Annotated in this window: 17 protein-coding genes; 8 read left to right on the top strand and 9 right to left on the bottom strand. The window is 62.8% G+C overall.

The features are described 5' to 3' along the window. Window positions 1-108: 108 nt before the first annotated feature. From JKL45_RS26810 to JKL45_RS26770, 9 genes are all read right to left on the bottom strand, one after another. Window positions 109-633, bottom strand: a complete 525-nt coding sequence (locus JKL45_RS26810) for a haloacid dehalogenase (protein WP_201864856.1) — start codon at window positions 631-633, stop codon at window positions 109-111. Beyond that, window positions 630-1,709 (bottom strand): LacI family DNA-binding transcriptional regulator, encoded by a 1,080-nt coding sequence (locus JKL45_RS26805; RefSeq protein WP_201864855.1) that lies wholly within the window; start codon window positions 1,707-1,709, stop codon window positions 630-632. Before JKL45_RS26805 ends, JKL45_RS26810 begins: the two co-directional genes overlap by 4 nt. A 7-nt stretch (window positions 1,710-1,716) precedes the next feature. After that, window positions 1,717-2,529, bottom strand: coding sequence for an ABC transporter permease (locus tag JKL45_RS26800; protein ID WP_201864854.1), 813 nt, complete (start codon window positions 2,527-2,529; stop codon window positions 1,717-1,719). Then, the gene (locus tag JKL45_RS26795; RefSeq protein WP_201864853.1) at window positions 2,526-3,350 is read right to left on the bottom strand and encodes an ABC transporter permease; all 825 of its coding nucleotides are present in this window, start codon (window positions 3,348-3,350) and stop codon (window positions 2,526-2,528) included. Before JKL45_RS26795 ends, JKL45_RS26800 begins: the two co-directional genes overlap by 4 nt. 93 nt (window positions 3,351-3,443) lie before the next feature. Then, on the bottom strand, window positions 3,444-4,580 hold the full coding sequence (locus JKL45_RS26790; RefSeq protein WP_201864852.1) for an ABC transporter substrate-binding protein: 1,137 nt from the start codon (window positions 4,578-4,580) through the stop codon (window positions 3,444-3,446). Window positions 4,581-4,647: 67 nt separating this feature from the next. Next, the gene (locus tag JKL45_RS26785) at window positions 4,648-5,727 is read right to left on the bottom strand and encodes an ABC transporter ATP-binding protein (RefSeq protein ID WP_201864851.1); all 1,080 of its coding nucleotides are present in this window, start codon (window positions 5,725-5,727) and stop codon (window positions 4,648-4,650) included. Window positions 5,728-6,897: 1,170 nt separating this feature from the next. Next, window positions 6,898-8,892, bottom strand: a complete 1,995-nt coding sequence (gene tkt / locus JKL45_RS26780) for a transketolase (protein ID WP_201864850.1) — start codon at window positions 8,890-8,892, stop codon at window positions 6,898-6,900. 40 nt (window positions 8,893-8,932) lie between these two features. Further along, window positions 8,933-10,234 (bottom strand): glycerate kinase type-2 family protein, encoded by a 1,302-nt coding sequence (locus JKL45_RS26775; RefSeq protein ID WP_201864849.1) that lies wholly within the window; start codon window positions 10,232-10,234, stop codon window positions 8,933-8,935. Next, a complete protein-coding gene (locus JKL45_RS26770; protein WP_201864858.1) occupies window positions 10,234-11,211 on the bottom strand; it encodes a D-2-hydroxyacid dehydrogenase in 978 nt (325 codons plus the stop codon). The genes JKL45_RS26775 and JKL45_RS26770 overlap by 1 nt, the downstream gene beginning before the upstream one ends. 179 nt (window positions 11,212-11,390) lie before the next feature. Here JKL45_RS26770 and JKL45_RS26765 point away from each other — a divergent pair, with 179 nt between their 5' ends. The 8 genes from JKL45_RS26765 (at window position 11,391) to JKL45_RS26730 (ending at window position 19,180) form a co-directional block, all read left to right on the top strand. After that, window positions 11,391-12,287: a LysR substrate-binding domain-containing protein gene (locus tag JKL45_RS26765; RefSeq protein ID WP_201864848.1), complete on the top strand. Its 897-nt coding sequence runs from the start codon at window positions 11,391-11,393 to the stop codon at window positions 12,285-12,287. Window positions 12,288-12,571: 284 nt separating this feature from the next. Next, complete coding sequence (locus tag JKL45_RS26760; protein WP_201864847.1) at window positions 12,572-13,321, top strand: SDR family NAD(P)-dependent oxidoreductase; 750 nt, start codon at window positions 12,572-12,574, stop codon at window positions 13,319-13,321. A gap of 49 nt (window positions 13,322-13,370) precedes the next feature. Next, on the top strand, window positions 13,371-14,246 hold the full coding sequence (locus JKL45_RS26755; RefSeq protein WP_376771081.1) for a transketolase: 876 nt from the start codon (window positions 13,371-13,373) through the stop codon (window positions 14,244-14,246). Further along, window positions 14,243-15,295: a transketolase family protein gene (locus tag JKL45_RS26750; RefSeq protein WP_201864846.1), complete on the top strand. Its 1,053-nt coding sequence runs from the start codon at window positions 14,243-14,245 to the stop codon at window positions 15,293-15,295. Before JKL45_RS26755 ends, JKL45_RS26750 begins: the two co-directional genes overlap by 4 nt. A 67-nt stretch (window positions 15,296-15,362) precedes the next feature. Further along, complete coding sequence (locus tag JKL45_RS26745; RefSeq protein WP_201864845.1) at window positions 15,363-16,361, top strand: TRAP transporter substrate-binding protein; 999 nt, start codon at window positions 15,363-15,365, stop codon at window positions 16,359-16,361. A 4-nt stretch (window positions 16,362-16,365) separates the two neighbouring features. Continuing rightward, window positions 16,366-16,947 carry a TRAP transporter small permease gene (locus JKL45_RS26740; protein WP_201864844.1) on the top strand — a complete coding sequence of 194 codons (582 nt, stop codon included), beginning with the start codon at window positions 16,366-16,368 and terminating at the stop codon, window positions 16,945-16,947. Continuing rightward, entirely contained in the window at window positions 16,944-18,203 is a 1,260-nt protein-coding gene (locus JKL45_RS26735; protein WP_201864843.1) for a TRAP transporter large permease, read from the top strand. The genes JKL45_RS26740 and JKL45_RS26735 overlap by 4 nt, the downstream gene beginning before the upstream one ends. Before the next feature lie 89 nt (window positions 18,204-18,292). Continuing rightward, window positions 18,293-19,180, top strand: a complete 888-nt coding sequence (locus JKL45_RS26730) for an NAD(P)-dependent oxidoreductase (protein ID WP_201864842.1) — start codon at window positions 18,293-18,295, stop codon at window positions 19,178-19,180. Window positions 19,181-19,373: the final 193 nt, after the last annotated feature.

Raw genomic sequence — 19,373 nt, 5'->3', positions numbered from 1 at the left:
GCGAATGTCGCTGCTTGAAACTGTTATGAGGCCGAATTTACCTCAATGCGCCCGACGCGGGTTAACGTGACAACACCGTCTGAATGACATCCAAACCTTTTCAAGAGCTCAGGCCTGAAACCAAGCACTCTGCTTTATCGCCCAATCCTCGGTAGGAGTGTGCTGTGATGAGGAAACGATGCACCCCCTGTCGAACACCACGCTCATGCCCCGAAGGTTGCTTCGTAGCGCAGCGACCGCCTCCATCTTTTGCGGACTATCCGGAACGCCATAGGCCAGTGAAATATGCGGCATGAACGTCTCGAAGCTTCCAACCCCAAACAGGCCGACGGCTCTCTCCTTCAATGTCTTCAACGGCGTCGCGACAGGAAAACGGACGTAAAACGAGCGGTAGTACAGGAGGCTTTCCTCGACCGTGTCGACGGGTGCAGAGAATGAAGCCATGCCCTCGGTTAATCGCTCCAGGAGCGGCTTCAACTCCTCACAGGAACGGGGCATGTCCTCAACGAGAGTAAGGTGAGGCTGGAAGACCGGGCTATCGAAGCGCTTAGCCAAATTTCGAACAATTGCGGCAAATGCCTGCTCATCGTCGGCTTGAGGCATAAGCCATATGGAATGGTATTCGACCGTCATCGCGGCGCATCCTTCGTTCGCGAGCAAGCTTCACATGCCTCACCCTTAAGGGGCCGGACGCTTCCCCGATAGATCAAGGGAACGGCGAGTACAGACACGATGGGGTGGGCTTTGGGATCGGCTTGCCGTTGGTCCAAGATCCTGATGATTTCCTGGGAGAGAATTTCCTCGTCCTGATGGAAAGTCGTCAGCCTGTAGGCGCCCCAACGCGATGCGGGAACCCCGTCGAAGCCGATGACCGAAAGGTCATGGGGAATGGATAGATCCAAGACGTCCCGCGCATAATCCATCAGGCCGAAGGCCATCAGGTCGTTGACGCAGAAAACCGCCTCGACGGCATCTCCCGCTCCCAGAAGCAGGGATGCTGCAAACTGACCGCCGTCGTAGTCGGTGTACCCTGCGCGCTGGGTCCGGACTCTCAGGCCGTAATTGGCCGCGGCCGAAGCGAAAGCCTCCTCGCGTTCAATGAGATTGGGGCTGCGAACGGATGAGGTGATGAAGCCCAGTTTCCGCATACCCCGAGCAACAAACACCTCGACAGCCACCTGTGCCGCACGCGCGTTATCGATCCGGATATGATCCGGGCCATGCTCGGTGCGCCCGACGACGATGAGAGGCTGGCCATTTCGCTGCGCGAGTTCAACGAGCGACGTGGACGGCATGCCCGACAACACGATTGTCGCCTCGGCCCGATAGCGCAGCAGCGTCGAATGGGCAGCGCTGACCTGCTCCTCGCTCGTCCCAGTCGGGATGAGAACCGGAACGCTGCCGCGCTCGACGAGGCGTCTCGACAAAGCGGCGATCTGCTGCGTCCGGAAAGGGCTCGCAGGATCCGAGGCGACAAGCCCGACAAGTCGGCTGCGGTTGGCGAGAAGTCCGCGGGCCAGGTCGTTCACCTGGTAGCCCAACTCGGCCGCCGCCTGCATGACCTTTTCGCGGGTTGCCGGCGCGATGCTCGCTCCCGGCGTGAAGGCGCGCGAGACGGCGGAGCGCGAAACGCCGGCGCGCTCCGCCACCACGTGAGCGCTGATGAAGCGCGGCACCATGTCCGCAGGGTCTGTTTCCGTCTCTTCCATGGCTTGCCTAGTGTCCGACCTTGGAGAGCACATCTGACCTAAGGAATCTCTCGACCACGAACATGAAGGCGATTGATGGAACAAGGAGGATCAAGGCTGTGATGGACGCAATCTGGTAATTGCCGCCGGAACCCGCCGTGTAGAGCAGAAGCGGAAGGGTCGTGACGTCGGGAGCGCCGACGAAATAAGTTCCCGTGAACTCGTCGAGGGACTCCAGGAACACGAAGATTGCACTGGCGAGCAGCCCTGGCGCTGCAATGGGAAGGGTGACATCCCAGAAGCCCCGCAGGGCGCTGGCGCCCATTGACCGCGCAGCTTCTTCCAACTCCCTGTCGATGGCCGAGAAGGCAGCGGTTGCAATCCAGACGGCATAGACCAGCCCGTGAGTGACATGCACGAGAACGACCCCGAGGATCGTGCCGTTGAGGCTGTACTGATAGAAGATACGGGCGATGTTCACGTAGACCGGCAGGTTCGGGAATGCCTGAGGAATCAGGAGGGCAAGCAGAATCAGGCCACGGAACGGCAGGCGCAGTCTTGCGAGCGCATACCCTGCTGGAATGGCAAGGCCGAGCGAGACGATTACCGTCAAACCGGCGATCAGAACGCTCGTCCCCAAAGAGGCCATCGCGTTGCCGCGGGGCGAGAAAACGTTCGCCCAAAAAGAGAAGCCGTATTTCAGCGGCAGCACATGCGGGAAATACCAGCGCTCCGCGACGGCCCACAGGATCAGGTTCGTCAGGGGGCCGAAGATGATGAAGGCAAGGAGACCGAGTGCAATGCCGCGCGGGATCCACTTCCAGTCAATTTGAAAGCTCATTGGCTATGCTCCCTCATAGTCTGGCGCAGATAGACTATAGCCGCCACGCTCGTCATCAGAAGCGAGATCAAGCCGAGTGCGTTTGCGACGCCGTAATCGCCATGGGCGTTGATGCGGAAGGCCATGTTGGCGGTGATCATGGTGGGCGATTGGGCATTAATCATGAGCGGCACGGAGAGCACCGACATCATCGTGACGAAGCTGAGGATGAGGCCAACCAGAAGGGTCTGGCGCACCTGGGGCAGCACGATCTCAATGAGGATCCGCACGCGCTTCGCCCCCAGGTTGCGGGCCGCCTCAATGGTGCTCTGATCGATTGACGCCATGGCGCCTGCGAGCAGCAGGGTCACGAAGGGGGTCTGCTTCCACACGAAAGCGACGACGATTCCCCGCCAGTCGAGGAAGCTCATGGCCGCGGCAGGGGTCATGAGGCCGAGTTCGATGAAGATGTTGTTCATCAATCCGTTCTTGGCCAGGAAGGTCCGCAGGATCTGGCCGACGACGATGAAGGGGATGAAGAGCGGCCAGCGGTAGATCCATCGCAGGATGGCCACAGCCCGCGCGTTCGTTCCGAGCGTCAGGTAGCCGCCGATCATGACGGAGAATAGACCGATCAGCGCCGACGACAGCAACACGATGACGAGGGTGAACAGGATGTCGCCGCTATACAGGTCCAGCGCCTTCGTGAAGTTGCCAAAGCCGAAGGCGCCGCCCACGTCGAAAGCGCCGGTGACGGAACTGACGAGCGGGACGATGAAGAGAAGAAGGACAACGGCCAACGCCGGAGCGACGAGCAGGAATCCAATCAGTTGAATTGGCATGGCAGACAATCTTCCATCGGCGCTGGCCGCCCCGCCGGCCTTACACAGAAGGGCTGGCCGGAGAGGGAACCCTCTCCGGCCCGGGAAACCATGTCAGTTGCTGACCTGGCGCTCGTAAGCCTCCAGGATCGCCTTGTTGTAAGGCGCAATCGGGAATGGCTTGCCGTTCTTGGCGAGCTCTTCGGGCGAGATGTCCGTGAAGAGCTTCTGCCACGTGTCCTTATCCAGGTTTGCCTGAACGTGCTGCGCATCGATTCCGGGATACCAGTTGAACCGCTTGACGATTCCCTCGGCCTGCACCTTCGGGCTGGTGGCAAGGGCCACGAACTTCTGGGCGAGGTCCTTATTGGCGGTCTTGGCCGGGATGACATAGTGCATCGGCTGACCGGGCATTCCGGGCGAGGGCAGGACCAGCTTCATCTCGGGCGGGAGCTGGCCGTTCGCCTTCCACGAATAGAACATGTCGACCCAGACCGGACCGATTGCGATTTCACCGCGGCTGAGCATGTCGAGGGTGCCGGCGTTGCCCGGGGTGAGCGTCGCGTTGCGGCTGAACTCCTTCAGGGAGGCGAAGGCCTTGTCCCAGTTCTCGGTTTCGCTCTCGTCGAAAGGACCATTCATGAGCTTCTGCGCATCTCCGCCGTAGGCATAGATCCAGCCCATGACGAAGCTCACGCCTGATGCGCCGCCCTTGATGCCGTTATAGCCGAACTGCTTGGGGTTCTTCTTGGCAAACTCGACGATCTCGTCATAGCTCTTCGGCGGATTGGGAACGAGAGCCGGGTTATAGGCAAGCGCCGTCTGGCTGTTGAACATGGGCATGACATAGCCATCCACGTTCGTGCCAAGGGCCATCTTGGCATTCGCGCGCGTCACCAGGGATCCGGACGGAATCTTGCTGCGATAGGCCTCGAGAAACTTCTGCTCGACCATGGGGCCGACGAATTTCTCGTGAACCACGGCCACGTCGGCATCCCACTTCGCGACGCCAGCCTTGCTCTGCGCCTCGAAGCGCTCAAGGATCTTCTGCGATCCGGCGTCGCCCGGCCCGGTGCCGACCACACGCACCTTCGTTCCCGGGTTTTCCTTCTCGAAGAGCGGGCCCAGATACTCATTCACATAGTCGACCATGTTCTGGTCGCCTGCCGTGAGAACCGTCAGTTCCGCGGCGGCCAACGGCGTGCAGAACAGGCCTGTCACAAGGGTTGCGGCAATCAGTTTAGCCTTCATGATGTCACTCCTTGGGCAAGCCATCGCTGCCCTGGTTCATGCCTCGCCGACGGTTGAACCCGCCGATCTATCGTTTTGGAAACAGGAACAGCGCCGCTTCGGGAATGCGGATCGAAACGCGCTGACCGATGGCAAATGTGCGGGGAGAGTCCGCGATCACATGGGCCGGTCCGAGGGCAATCACATGACGCCAGAGACCGCCGGGATAGCTTGTCTGCTCGACAATGCCGCTCAGCGTCAGGAATCCCTCATCGCGCATGGACGAGGCGTCTCCCGTCTCCTCGCTCAACTGCACCGATTCGCCGCGAAAGCGGGCGTTCAAGGGGCCGGAAAGCTCGCGCCCCCTCGCCGACACGACAGCGGAGGAGTTGAACGCGTTCGATGCGATCTCAATCCGATCGCCTGACGTTCCACCCGAGAGATCGAGAAGGTTCTCGGCCCCCATGAACGCTGCCACGAAGTCGGACGTCGGGTGGTTGTAGACTTCTTCCGGGGTGCCGACCTGGGCAACTTCCCCATTGTTGAGAATGACGATCCTGTCCGCCATTACCATCGCTTCCTCGCGATCGTGAGTGACATGCACGGCGGTGATGCCCAGGCGCCGCTGGAGCGCGCTGATTTCATGACGCACTGTCAGCCGGATCCGCGCGTCGAGATTCGACAGCGGCTCGTCGAGAAGAAGGATGTCGGGCTGGATGGCCAGGGCCCGGCCAAGGGCCACGCGCTGGCGCTGCCCGCCGGAGAGATTTGCGGGCTTGCGCGCGCCGAACGCTTCCAGGCCAAGCAGCCTTTTGATCTCGGCAACCCGCTCTCCAACCGCAGCTTTCGGAGCCCCCCGGAGTTTGAGCCCATAGCCGATGTTCTGGTCGACGGTCATGTGGGGCCAGAGCGCATAGGACTGAAAGACAAGAGCCATGCCCCGCTTGTCGGGCGGCAGCCGCGTCACATCGCGCCCACCCACCCGGATGGCACCAAACGTGGGAGTGTTGAACCCTGCAATGCTGCGCAAGAGTGTCGTCTTTCCACACCCGGAAGAGCCGAGGAGAGCAACGAACTCCCCTTTGTCCACGGCAAGGTTCACGCCTTTCAGAACCTCGTTCGAGCCGTAGAAAACGCGGGCATCTGATACTTCGAGAAAAGCGTTCAACGTTTCCTGCTCCTCGGCTTAGTCCTCTTCCGGGACCTTCTTTGCACAGCTGTGCAAATTATGCTCAGCGTTCCGAAGAACTCTCAAGGGGGACTAGACTAAGGTCTGATCCGATATAGGTGGGTAAAATGTCTTTGGCACATGCAATGGGCGAAGTAGATTACAGGACCATGACAGAAGCGGACAAAAGGCCTGGGATAGGTTCCGACCGGCGCCGCCTGTGGAAGCCTCAATCCTCGCACCCGGGGTGCAGGTTCATCCTTTAGCCGGCCTAACCCGGCGTCCCAGCACGCTCCGGGTCTTTCAGGTCGTCGCAGGCGTAAGCCTTTCCGACCTGGCAAAGCGATCTCATCCTGTCTGCTGTAGAGAGGGAAGGTCAGCAGAGCAGAGATCCCGCATAAGTCGAGATGCTGCTGCCGTTGGGCGGCATAATTTTGGCTTTGAAAGTACTGCTTTCGCAAGTACATTGACGCTGCTGTCGGCCGTGCTGATGGGCAGCACTCTCTCATCTCGTGATCCGGATGGCTAAGACCGATGATTTGGAGACGTCCCGAAGAGAGAAGGTACTGGTCTCAGTCCCAAGCAGCCATTAACCGGATTGGGTCAGATGTTCACATTCCGGCCGCTCGACGAATGTCAGCTCTTTGGCGCTAAGGCAGACCGAGGCCCTTGGTCCGAGGAGTGCCATTAAGAGACGTTCCGGGCTCACGGTTGCAATTCCGCGAACGATTCTCCGAGGGTCTTCTATAGCGCGACAAACGGTCTGCTAGGTTCTGAGGAAAAACCGCGGGTTTGATCCGCTCCGCGACCATAACTTGCAGGCGCCAAAGATTTCTGGCGGGGAGGGTTCTGCCTTAGCAGCAGCCGTGGCATGGCCTCGGTGCATGGCTGGGGCCATAAATCCCGTTGATCTGCGGCAGGGACATAATACATTAGTATTACCGCAGTGCATAAGAAACAGGCCACGCAAGATGTTAGTCGCTATCCTCAGAAGCGTTGGACGTGAGATTTGGACCACCCTGGTCCGTACGGGCGAGCGTCGCGCAGCCCGTGCCATGGCAAACTCCAAGGGCGGCACCTACCAGTACTGAAGACGTCGCTCAGCCGAGCAAGTCCGTGCGACCGGCTCATGATTTTGGTTGACGGTACTGGGGGCTGATGCGCCGAGGCTCAGGACGACCTGCTCTTGAGCCGCTTCATGACTTCCTCAACGACCTTGCGCGGCGTGATGCCGAAGTGCTCGTACAGATCGGTCTCGGCTCCTGATGCGCCGAAGCCGCTCATCCCGATGAACCCTCCGTCCTCGCCGACGTAGCGGTCCCATCCCAGGCGCACGGCCGCCTCCACCGCCACGCGTACGGTTCCCCTTCCGAGAACCTCCTTGCGGTACTCTCCGTCCTGGATCTCGAATAGCTCCCACGAGGGCATCGACACCACCCCCGTCGGGACTCCTTCCGCCTCCAGTTGCCTGCGCGCCTCGACCGCGATGCTGACCTCGGATCCGGTCGCGAGCAGCGTCACCTGCCGGGGTCCGCTCCCGGCTTCCAGCAGCACGTAGGCGCCTCGGCGCGATCGGTTCTCCCCTGAGCCATCTGTGCGCACCGGCTCCAGGGGCTGGCGGGCGAAGATGAGGGATGAGGGCCCGGTCCTGTTGGCAAGCGCGATTTCCCAGCACTCCGCCGCCTCCACGGCATCGGCCGGGCGAAGGACGAGCATGTTGGGGATGGCCCGCAGCGACGCCAGGTATTCCACGGGTTGGTGCGTCGGCCCGTTACGGCCGATGCCGATGGAGTCGTGACTGAACACAAACGGAACTGGCAGTCCCATCATGGCGGCGAGCCGCAGCGTCGGACGCATGTAGTCGGAGAACACGAGGTAGGTCACGCCGACGGGCACAATCCCGCCATGGGCCGCCATGCCGTTCTGCATCGCGCCCATGGCATGCTCACGGATGCCGTAGTGGACGTAGCGTCCGCCATGGTCCGACGCCGTGAACGGTGTGAGCGCCCGCTTGTGCTTTGTCGCGCCCTCCAGGTCGGGCGCGCCCGAGATCAGTTCGGGGATGGCATCCGTCAAAAGATCCACAATGTCGCCGGACAGCTTAATGCCGAACTCAGCCGACGGCTGCCGGGCGGCCCGTTCGCGGAATGCTCGAAGCGGCTCGTCCCAGCCGTCCGGCAGGCGTCCCTCCCGGAGACGATCGAAGAGGCGCCGCTTCTCGGAAGGCAACGCATCGACGCGGCTGTGCCACGCCTCGTACTCCGGCAAGCTCCGCCGACCGGCCTCGCACCAGGCATTTAACGTCTCCGCGGGAATTTCGAACGGCGCATGCGGCCAGCCGAGGTATCGGCGAGCCGCCTCGGCCCCTTCCCTGAAGATGCGTGCACTGTGCGCCGCGCGGGTCCCCTCAACCTCGGGTAACCCGCGGCCGATGACCGTCCGGCACTGGATTATCGATGGGCGCGGATCCTTCTTGGCGAGGAGGATCGCCGCCGACACGGCATCGATGTCGTGGCCGTCGACCTCCTGGACATGCCATCCGCTCAGCCGGAAGCGCGCGGCCATGTCATCGCTCAAGGCCAGGTCGATCACTCCGTCGTCGGTCATCCGGTTGTCGTCCCAGAGGAAGATGAGCTTTCCAAGCCCCAGGTGGCCGGCCAGCGAGATGATCTCCTGACCTACGCCTTCCTGGAGGCAGCCGTCTCCGACGAAGGCGTAGGTATAATGGTCGATGATGTCTCGTCCGAGCCATTCGCGCAGGAACGCCTCGGCGAGGGCCATGCCCGCCGCGTTGGCTATGCCCTGGCCTAGGGGGCCGGTCGTGACCTCGATCCCGCAGGTCGGGTCGAACTCCGGATGTCCCTCGCAGTGGGAACCGAGCTCGCGGAAGCGCTTGATGTCGTCGAGGGTGATCTTCTCGTAGCCGCTCAGGTGCAGGAGGGAATACAGCAGCATCGATCCGTGGCCGTTCGACTGGACGACGCGGTCGCGGTCGAACCACAACGGATCTTTCGGATTGAACTTGAGATGACGCGCGAACAGGGCCGTCGCCGTATCAGCCGCGCCCAGCGGGGTTCCCGGATGCCCTTCCCCCACATGCTCGATGGCGTCAATCGAAAGGAAGCGGATGGCATTCGCCATGGTGCGTGGATCGGTCATGCTCATGATGTTGGTTCCTCCAAACAAGGCTCCCCAGGAGCTCTAATCAAATCATTCCGTTCGAGGGCGGGGTTGGCCCGGCATCGGAGTCGGCAGCGATGAGGACGGCCCGGAAATCATTCACGTTGGTGAGCGTCGGCCCCGTGACGACGGCGTCACCGAGCGCCTCGAAGAAGCCGTTTCCGTCGTTCGCAGCCAGACGGTCATGCGGGTTGATCCCAAGGGCCCATGCGCGCGCCAGGCCGTCCGGTCCCCAATAGGCCCCCGCCGTGTCTTCTGACCCGTCGACGCCGTCGGTATCACCCGCCAGGGCGTGGATGCCGGGAGCGCCTTCCAGTCCCAGGCCCAGCGCCAGCAGGAACTCGACATTGCGTCCGCCCCGTCCATATCCCCGAACCGTGACCGTCGTCTCGCCGCCCGACAGCAGGACGCACGGTGCGGTGAAGGGCTGACCCTTGCCCGCAACCTGACGGGCGATCGCGGCCATGACCTTTCCAACGTCCTTAGCTTCGCCTTCGATGGCATCGCCGAGGATGTAGGCAGGAAGTCCATGCTCCGCTGCGACCGCAGCCGCTGCCTTGAGCGCCATCTGCGGGGTTGCGATCATCCTGACCTCGGTGCGCGCGAGACGTTCGTCGTTTGGCTTGAGCGACTCGGCCCGCCCGCTGGTCAGGACTTCCATGACCGCCGGTGCGGCCTCGATCCCGTAACGGTTCAGAATCGCGATGGCATCCTCGCAGGTGGTGGGGTCCGGCACGGTCGGTCCCGAGGCGATGTTGATCGGATCGTCTCTTGGGACGTCCGAAATCAGGAGCGTCACCACCTTGGCGGGATGGCATGCCGCGCCCAACCGACCGCCCTTGATGGCGGAGAGGTGTCGGCGCACGCAGTTCATCTCGCCGATGGTCGCCCCGCTCCTCAGCAGGGCTCTGTTGAGAGCCTGCTTGTCCTCAATCGTAATGCCAGGCAGGGGCAGGGACAGAAGCGCAGAGCCCCCGCCTGAGATCAGGCACACCACGAGATCGTCGGCTGTGGGACCCTGAACCCGCTCCAGGATGCGGCGAGCGGCGGTCTCGCCTGCGGTGTCGGGGACCGGGTGACTCGCCTCAACGACCTCGATGCGGGTCGTTGGAACGGCGTGCCCGTAGCGGGTCACGACCAGGCCCTCCACCGGGCCGGGCCATGCCTCCTCGAATGCATGCGCCATGGACGCCGCGGCCTTGCCGCAGCCGACGACGGTGCGGCCCTTCGGCGGATCGGGTAGGAACGGCCTGACGCGCTGGGCCGGGTCCGCGGATGCCACGGCCGCTGCGAAGAGGGTATGCAGGACGCTGCGAGGATCGCTCATCACGCGGCGACGCAGTTCTGGGGCGAGCCGGACCGGAACGCCTCGACGTTGTCGATGAGCTGGTCCACCAGCGTCTGGATCGCCTCCTGGCTCGCCCAGGCGACATGCGGTGTCAGGATAAAGTTCGGTCGGGCAGCAAGCTTCATCAAAGGATGGTCGGCTGGTGGCGGCTCGGTCGTGACCACATCGAAGCCTGCCCCACCAATCCGTTCGGTGTCCAGCGCCTCGGCCAGGGCGTCCTCGTCCACCAGTCCGCCCCGCGCCGTGTTGATGAGCAGTGGGCGACGCTCCATCATGGCGAACTCGCGGTGCGAGATCATGTCCTGGGTCGATGGCATCAGCGGGCAGTGGAGCGTGATGATGTCACTGGTGCGGATTACCTCGTCGAAGGGGGTGTACAGGGCCCCCATCCCTTCCGTGCCCTTGTAGCTGGAAAAGTGAATGCGCATGCCCAGCGCCCGCCCGATCTCCGCGACAGCACGGCCCAGGACGCCATCGCCCATGATCCCGAGCGTCGATCCCGCGAGATCACGGATCGGGTAATCGAAGAAGCAGAACTGTCCCGCTTCCTGCCAGCGGCCCCGAATGACCGCCTCCTGGTACGCGACGATGCTGCGCCTGAGGGCGAAGATCAGCGCGAAGGTGTGCTCAGGAACAGTGTTGCTCGCGTAGTTGCGGATGTTGGAGACGCTGATCCCACGCTCGGCACATACATTGAGATCGACGATGTTCGTGCCGGTGGCCGCCACGGCGATGAACCGGAGCTTCGAAGCCCCGAGGATGGCCTCCCGGTCGAGCGGCGCCTTGTTCGTGATCACGATCTCGGCATCTCGGATGCGCTCGGCGACCTCATCCGGCGCGGTCCGCGCATGAACCGTCAGGGAATGAGGAAAGGCGATCTCCCTCAGACGGGTCTCGGGCGAGAGTGTATCCCGATCGAGAAACACGACATGCGGCTTATCCTGAGGATGCGGCATCATCTTCTCCCTGGCATTTTATGGTTTTGCTGGTCGCGATCGATGGGAAAATCGGGGTGGCACCCGTCGGACCCTGCCCGCGCCGCCGTCCTGCGGCGGTGGAAATCCATCGTGGCGCGGGTCGAAACGCAAATGAATTCTTTACAAGGAACCATGAATGCGGCTCATGTTAGCGTGCTATGTCCTTGAAAGTGCCCCTATCTTCGCTGCGCGTGTTCGAGGCTGCTGCCCGGCGGCGGTCGTTCCAGGCAGCCGCCACGGAGCTGGGACTGACACCCAGCGCGGTGAGCCACGCTATCCGCAAGATGGAGGAGGCGCTCGGCGTCGTGCTGTTCGAGCGGAATGGCCGCGGGGTGCGCCTGAGCCCTGAGGGCGAGGCCTTGATGGGTCACACCGAACGAGCCTTCGAGGAACTGCGCCACGGGCTTGAGATGGTGTCTACGCGGGCTCCTCACCTGCTGCGCCTCCACTGCGCTCCGAGCTTCGCCACACAGTGGCTTAGTCCGCGTCTTGCACGCTTTCTCTCCGAGAACCCCAAAATCGAGGTCCGGCTCTCGGCGGGCACCGACTACACGCGTTTCGAGAATGACGAGTTCGACGCCGATATCACTTATGGCGTACCGCGGCAGGAAGGCCTCGTGGCCCTGCCCCTGGGCGAGGAAACGGTCACGCCGCTCTGCGCGCCCCAGTTGGCCGAGACCATCGCGTCCCCCACGGATCTGCTCCAGTATCAACTGATCCAGAGCGACAATAAGCAGGTGCGCTGGCCTGCCTGGTTCGCGTTGAATGGCACCAACCTCCCGTCGTCCCAGCGTGGATCACGGTTTGACCGCAGCTTCCTGGCTATCGCGGCGGCAGCGGACGGGCTGGGCATCGCCCTGGAGTCCACCCTCTTGGCTGATAGAGAGATTGTCAGCGGACGCCTCGTGGCGCCGCTCGCAGGCAAGACTAAGGACATCCACTACGTCGGCCACTACCTGGCATTCCCGAAGCCATCCCGGCAACGAGCCTCGATCCAGGTCTTCACGCAGTGGCTCGCGCACGAACTGGGCATCGAACTCGTTCCCATGCCTTGAGCATCACCGCTCCGGCAATGGTGAGTCAGATTCAAGATTTATTGCAAATAACTCGTTTGTTGGCTTATTGAGCACCGTGTTACGACTGCCTCAACAAATAAGAATGTCTGGAGGAAGCGCGTGCCTGGGAAGGTTGGAACAGCCGGTTAAGGTCCTGCTTGTCCTTGGACGTGGGACCGCATGCAGCAAGGTATAGGGATTGCTGCTACATCCGGGCTACCACTCAGGCTACCGCCCCTCCGATTGTCATTCCGTTCGATCTAGAACGACCTGGAGGAGGCCGAATGTTACTTGCCAACAAAGTCTGCATTATCACCGGAGCCGCCTCACAGCGCGGGATTGGCCGCGCGACGGCACGTCTTTTCAGTCAGCACGGCGGACGTGTCGTGATCGTCGATCTTGATGACGGCCACGCCAAGGCAGCTGCCGCTGATCTCGGCGAGGGGCATCTCGGCTTCGCCTGCGACGTCACCGATAAGCAGTCGTGCCAGGATGCTGCGGAACGGGTGGTCGGCGAATTCGGCCGGGTCGACGTGCTGGTCAACAACGCCGGTATCACGCAACCGCTTAAGATCATGGATATCGAGCCCGGAAACTACGACGCCGTCCTGGATGTCAACCTGCGTGGCACGCTCTACATGAGCCAAGCCGTCATCCCGCCGATGCGCGAGCAGCACTCGGGCTCCATCGTGTGCATGTCGTCGGTGTCGGCGCAGCGCGGCGGCGGCATCTTCGGCGGTCCCCACTACAGCGCCGCCAAGGGCGGCGTGCTCGGCTTGGCGAAGGCCATGGCGCGCGAACTCGGCCCCGATACGGTCCGGGTGAATTCGATCACGCCGGGCCTCATCCAGACCGACATCACCGGCGGCAAGCTGACCGACGAGCTCAAGGTGGAGATCGCGAAGGGCATCCCGCTCGGCCGTCTCGGTGTCGCCGACGACGTGGCCAATGCCTGCCTGTTCTTGGCATCCGACCTGTCGTCCTACATCACTGGCGCCGTGATCGACGTCAACGGCGGCATGCTGATCCACTGATCGGCGCCTGCGCGCCACCGGATTGCGCCCACTAATCCTGGAGAGATCGATGACCACGAGCACCGGCGACGCTGGGCGGCAGGCGTCAAAGCCTCCCATGTCTAACCTGTCCCTTGCGGACCGTGCCTACCACATCCGCCGCCATGCCCTGCGCATGGGCGAGGTGCAGGGCCAGGGCTACATCGCCCAGGCGCTCGGCATCGCCGACGTCCTAGCGGTGTCCTACTTCCACGCGATGAACTATCGGCCCGAGGACCCCGAATGGGAGGAGCGTGACCGCTTCCTGCTCTCGATTGGCCATTACGCCATTGCCCTTTACGCAGCGTTGATCGAAGCCGGAATCATTCCGGAAGACGAGCTCAAGAGCTATGGTTCCGACGACAGCCGCCTGCCCATGTCGGGCATGGCTGCCTACACGCCGGGAATGGAGATCACCGGCGGATCATTGGGCCATGGCCTCGGCCTTGCCGTCGGGTTCTGCCTTGGCCTGAAGCGCAAGCAATCGAACTCGTTCGTCTATTGCCTGTTCTCCGATGGCGAATTGGGCGAAGGCTCCGTCTGGGAGGCCGCCTGGTCGGCCAGCCACTGGAAGCTCGATAACCTGATCGGCATCATCGATGTTAACAACCAGCAGGCGGACGGCCCGGCCTCCGAGGTGACCGGCTTCGAGCCGCTCGCGGCTCGCTTCGAGTCGTTCGGCTGGCATGTGCAACGCGTCGATGGCAACGACATCGATGCTCTCGTCGAGGCGTTCGACGCGGCCCGCAATTCCACTGAGCCGAAGCCGCGTATCGTGATCTGCGACACCAAAATGGCCAAAGGCGTTCCGTTCCTCGAGGAACGCGAGCGCAACCACTTCCTGCGGGTCGAGCCACACGAATGGCAGAAAGCCCTCGAACTGCTTGACGCTGGGAGGACAGCATGAGGCGCTCAAAGTATACACGCCCGGCTTGGCTCGGAGAACAAGGCGAAGGTGGGCAGGGAACGGCGGACAAGCCGCGGCTGACCACCTCGGCGATGATCGCCTCGCTCGCCGGCGCCGACCAGCGCACGAAGCCTGCCCCATTCGGCAATGCCCTCTCGGCCTTGGCCGAGACACGTCCGGAGGTCATCGGACTGACGGCGGACCTGGCGAAGTACACCGATCTGCACGTCTTCGCGAAAGCTCACCCGGACCGCTTCTACCAGATGGGCATGGCGGAGCAGCTCCTGATAAGCGCCGCTGCTGGTATGGCACGGGAGGGCTTCATGCCCTTCGCAACCACCTACGCGGTCTTCGCGGCACGACGTGCCTACGACTTCATCTGCATGGCGATCGCCGAGGAAAACCTCAACGTGAAGATCGTCTGCGCCCTGCCGGGCCTGACAACGGGGTATGGGCCGAGCCACCAGGCGACGGAGGATATCGCAATCTTCCGCGGCATGCCCAACATCACCATCGTCGATCCCTGTGACGCCCATGAGATCGAGCAGGTGGTGCCGGCCATCGCGGCACATCAGGGTCCCGTCTACATGCGCCTTCTTCGCGGCAACGTGCCTCTCGTATTGGACGAGTACGGCTACACGTTCGAGCTGGGGAAGGCCAAGATGCTGCGCGACGGCAACGACGTGCTGATCATCTCGTCGGGCCTGATGACCATGCGCGCCCTCGAGACGGCAAAGGCCCTCTCGGACGACAACGTCGACGTCGGTGTGCTGCACGTACCCACGATCAAGCCGCTCGACGAGGCCACGATCCTCAAGGAGACCTCGCGCACCGGTCGCATGGCGGTCGTGGCGGAGAACCACACCATCGTCGGCGGCCTCGGTGAAGCGGTGGCCGGGCTTCTGATGCGCTCCGGCGTGTTCCCGACCGCTTTCCGCCAGGTTGCCCTTCCCGACGAATTCCTCGATGCTGGCGCCCTGCCGACGCTCCATGATCGTTACGGCATCTCCACCAAGGCCATGACGGACAGCATCAAGGGCTGGCTTTAGGTCAGCCCGATCTCTCACAACGACCAAGAAGCCCGGCCAACGGGCAACATCCAGAAGGAAAACGCCCATGAAAACCACGATTTCACGCCGCACCCTCCTTGCAGGGGCCTTCGCGACCCCGGCCATCCTGACCTTCCCCCGGGGCGCCCAGGCCGCCACCAACCTCACGCTCGGCCACAACGCGGCTCCCGGCAATCCACGCAGCATCGCGACCGAGCGCTTCGCCGAATTGGTCAAGGAGAGATCCAACGGCAACATCAGTGTTCGCGTTGCAGGATCCGAGCAGCTCGGCAACGAGCAGTCGCTGCTCACGAGCCTGCGGACCGGTGCCGTCAGCATGACGGTCAACAGCCAGGGCTCCACGTCGGCGCTCATACCGGAACTCGCGGCGCTCGGTCTGCCGTTCCTGTTCGAGGACAGTGCGGCTGCCTTCAAGGTTCTGGACGGCCCGATCGGCGAGGAACTCGAGCAGCGCTTCGCCAAGGTCCAGATGGTGCCTCTCGGCTGGTGGGACAACGGTATCCGCCATATCACCAACAGCAAGCGGCCCGTGGCCAAGCCGGCGGACCTGAAGGGCCTCAAGATCCGCACGCCGCCGGACCCGATGACCATCGACATCTTCCAGGCGCTCGGCGCCGGGACCGAGCAGATCAGCTTCGGCGAACTCTACATCGCGTTGCAGCAGGGTGTCGTGGACGGCCAGGAGAACCCGCTCACCAACATCGCAAGCTCGAAGCTCTTCGAGGTGAACAAGTTCATCAGCCTGTCGGGGCACAAATGGGAAAGCTCGCCCTTCCTGATGTCGCAGATTACCTGGACCCGCCTGTCCGCCGCGGACAGGGAGATCATCAAGGCGGCCGCCAAGGAATCCGGCGACCTGCAACGCAAGCTGTTCGCCGAGAACGAAGCCAAGTTCAACGCCCAGTTCAGGGCCGATCCGAAGCTGGCCGTCAACGAAGTCGACAAGCCCGCATTCCGGGAAGCCTCGTCCAAGGTCGTCGACACCTGGCGCGCCAAGCCCTTCGGTGACTTTGTCGACAAGCTGGTCAAGGCTGCCAAGGTCTGATCCCATGACCCGCGTCTCCCCCCTTCCCCATCCGGATGAGCAGGAAACGGTGACGGGGGGCGGCGCGCTCTCCGTGGCCAACATCATCGATCGCGCGGTTGGCTCCGTCTGCCGGGCCATGATCCTGCTGACGGGGATCGCACTCCTTGTCTTGCTGACGGCGAACGTCGTTGCTCGCTACCTGATGGAGAGCGGTGGCTTCCGCTTCGCCCAGGAACTGCCGGAGCGCCTCTTCCCCTGGTTCATCATGGCGGGCGTCGCGCTTGCCGTGCAGAAGGGCGGGCACATGGCCGTCGAGTCCGTGCTGGCCCGCCTCAATCGTGGCGGCGCGCGCATCATGCTACTCGTCGGCTTCGCGATCATCATCGCCTCGTATGCAATTCTTGGGTGGGAGTCGATCGGCGTCGCCAACATCGTGTCCATCGAGACGAGCCCCGTGCTTGGGCTGTCGAGTAGCTGGAGCTACTACGCGCTCGCGCTCGGATGTCTTGGGGTCATCCTGACGACATTCGCCCTCGCGCTGCGGGTCTGGAAGCTCGGTCCCGAGGCCATGCCGACCCCCGATCCAGAGGAGACTGGCATATGAGCCTCGTTCTCGTCTTCGCCTTCACGGTTCTCATGCTTCTGGCAATCCCCGTCGGGCATGCTCTCGTCATTGCCGCAGGCGTGACCTTGGCGTGGCAGGGCGATCTGCCGCTCATGATCGTCGCGCAGCAGATGTATCAGCAGACGCAGTCCTTCCCCATGCTGGCCCTGCCATTCTTTATGATGGCGGGTAGCCTGATGTTGGGCGGCAAGCTCGGCGAGGAACTGCTGAACTTCGCCACCAAGGCGATGCAGCGCTGGCGCGGCGGCCCGCTCTCGACCACCGTCGTGGCCTCCGTCGTCTTCGGCGGTGTTTCGGGCAGCGCAGTCGCCAACGCGAGCGCCCTCGGCTCGGTGCTCATCCCCTGGCAGAAGCGGCAGGGCTATCCGGCCGGGCTTTGTGCGGCCAACAATGCCACGTCGGCGATCATCGATATCCTGATCCCGCCTTCTATCCCGCTCATCCTCTACTCGCTTGTCAGCGGTGTCAGCATTGCCGATCTGTTCACAGCGGGCATTCTGCCTGGAATCCTCTTGGCGGGTGGGCTCATCCTGACTTGCAGCCTCATCGCGCGGCGGCGTGGAATTCATTCGGAGGATCCGGCCGTCAGCCGAATGCAGCTCCTGAAGCTGGCGGCACTGAGCGGTCCGGCTCTTCTGATGCCGATCTTGATCCTGCTCGGCCTACGCTTCGGCATTGCCACGCCCACGGAGATCTCGGTGCTGGCGGTCGTTTATGCCCTTGCGCTGAGTGCCTTCTTCTATCGCGACCTGACGTGGAAGCGCTTCTATCACAGCCTGATCGAGTCTGGCATCGCGACCGGCGTCGTCATGCTCGTGATCATGGGCAGTGCCATCGTGGGCTGGATCCTGACGTTCGATGAGGTGCCGACCCGCTTCGCCGAGTGGGTCACGGCCACGATCAGCAACCCGCTCCTGGTTATCCTGGCTATGAACATCCTGCTCCTGGTCGTTGGCATGCCGCTCGATCTTCCTCCGGCGATTCTGCTCCTGGGGCCGATCTTCGTCCCCCTGGCGGCATCGATTGGACTGGACCCGGTGCAGCTCGGGATCATCATGGTGCTAAACTTGGGTATCGGCCTTTACACGCCTCCGATCGGAACCACGCTCTTCATCTCCTCGTCCATCGCACGAGCGTCGCTGGCGGACACCACTCGTGAGCTCTGGCCCTTCCTCGCCGTTTCCCTGCTGGTTCTTCTTGCGATCAGTTATATCCCTGCCCTCACGCTCTACTGAGGCGGGAGGCGTCCGGCCGGTCCGGTCGCGGCGCCTTCCCCCAGTTCCGCTTGCCAACGAATGACCTGCCGAAGATCGGCAGCAATGGAATGAACGACATGACACGCATCGCTTTCGTCGGCCTCGGCGCCATGGGCCTGCCCATGGCCAGCAATCTCCTGTCGAACGGGTTCGCCGTCACCGGGTACGATCTCAATGCCAAGGCCCTTGCCGCTCTCGAAGGCGCCGGGGGCAAACGGGCGGCGACGGCAGCCGAGGCAGCGGACGGGGCGGATGTCCTGATCCTGATGGTGGTGAACGCCGCCCAGGCCGAGGCGGTCCTGTTCGAGGGCGGCGCTCTTGAGGCCCTTCGACCTGATGGCGTGGTGGCGCTCATGGCGACCTGCCCGCCAAGTGCGGTTGAAGCGATCGACGATCGCATCTGCAAGGCCGGACGCCGGCTGATCGACTCCCCCGTGTCGGGAGGGGTCGCGGGCGCCAAGGCGGCAACACTCACGATCATGGCCGCGGGGCCGAAGGATACGTTCGAGGTCACGAAGCCCGCTTTCGATGCTCTCGGCGACAAGGTGTTCCACGTCGGCGAGCGTCCCGGGCAAGGCGCGACGGTGAAGACCGTTAATCAGCTTCTATGCGGCGTGCACATTGCGGTTGTAGCGGAGGCATTCGCCCTGGCCGCGAAGGTCGGCGTCGACCTCAGGATCCTGCTTGAAATCATGAGCGGGTCATCCGCTTCGAGCTGGATGCTCAAGGACCGCGGACCGCGCATGCTGGAGGCAGAGCCGGAGGTGACGAGCGCGGTGGACATCTTCGTGAAGGATCTCGGCATCGTTTTGGATGCCGGCCGGGACGTGAAGGCAGCGCTGCCCTTGGCGGCGGCGGCTCAGCAGATGTTTCTTGCGGCCTCGGGGCGCGGAGACGGCCTGGCGGACGACAGTCAGGTCATCCGGTCCTATCTCGCGCTGAACGGCATCAAGTAACCTGACATCGCTATTCTTGCTCCATTGGAGAGGCCCATTCCCTTGAGCCTCTGTGATGATGCTTTTCCCCGAGGAGCGGTCTCAAGGTCTCTTATGGGTCAAACCTTCACCTTCCGTGGATTGCGCCCCTTGAGGTAGACAGATACGCACTGAGGAGTTGACTGGGTCTGCCAGGCTTGTCGGAGACTGAAGC

Origin of the sequence: Microvirga soli, assembly GCF_016734765.1 — a bacterium.
In the GTDB taxonomy this organism is placed as follows: domain Bacteria; phylum Pseudomonadota; class Alphaproteobacteria; order Rhizobiales; family Beijerinckiaceae; genus Microvirga; species Microvirga soli.
Note: the sequence above shows the minus strand (reverse complement) of the source record. Positions and strands in the feature narration are given on the sequence as shown.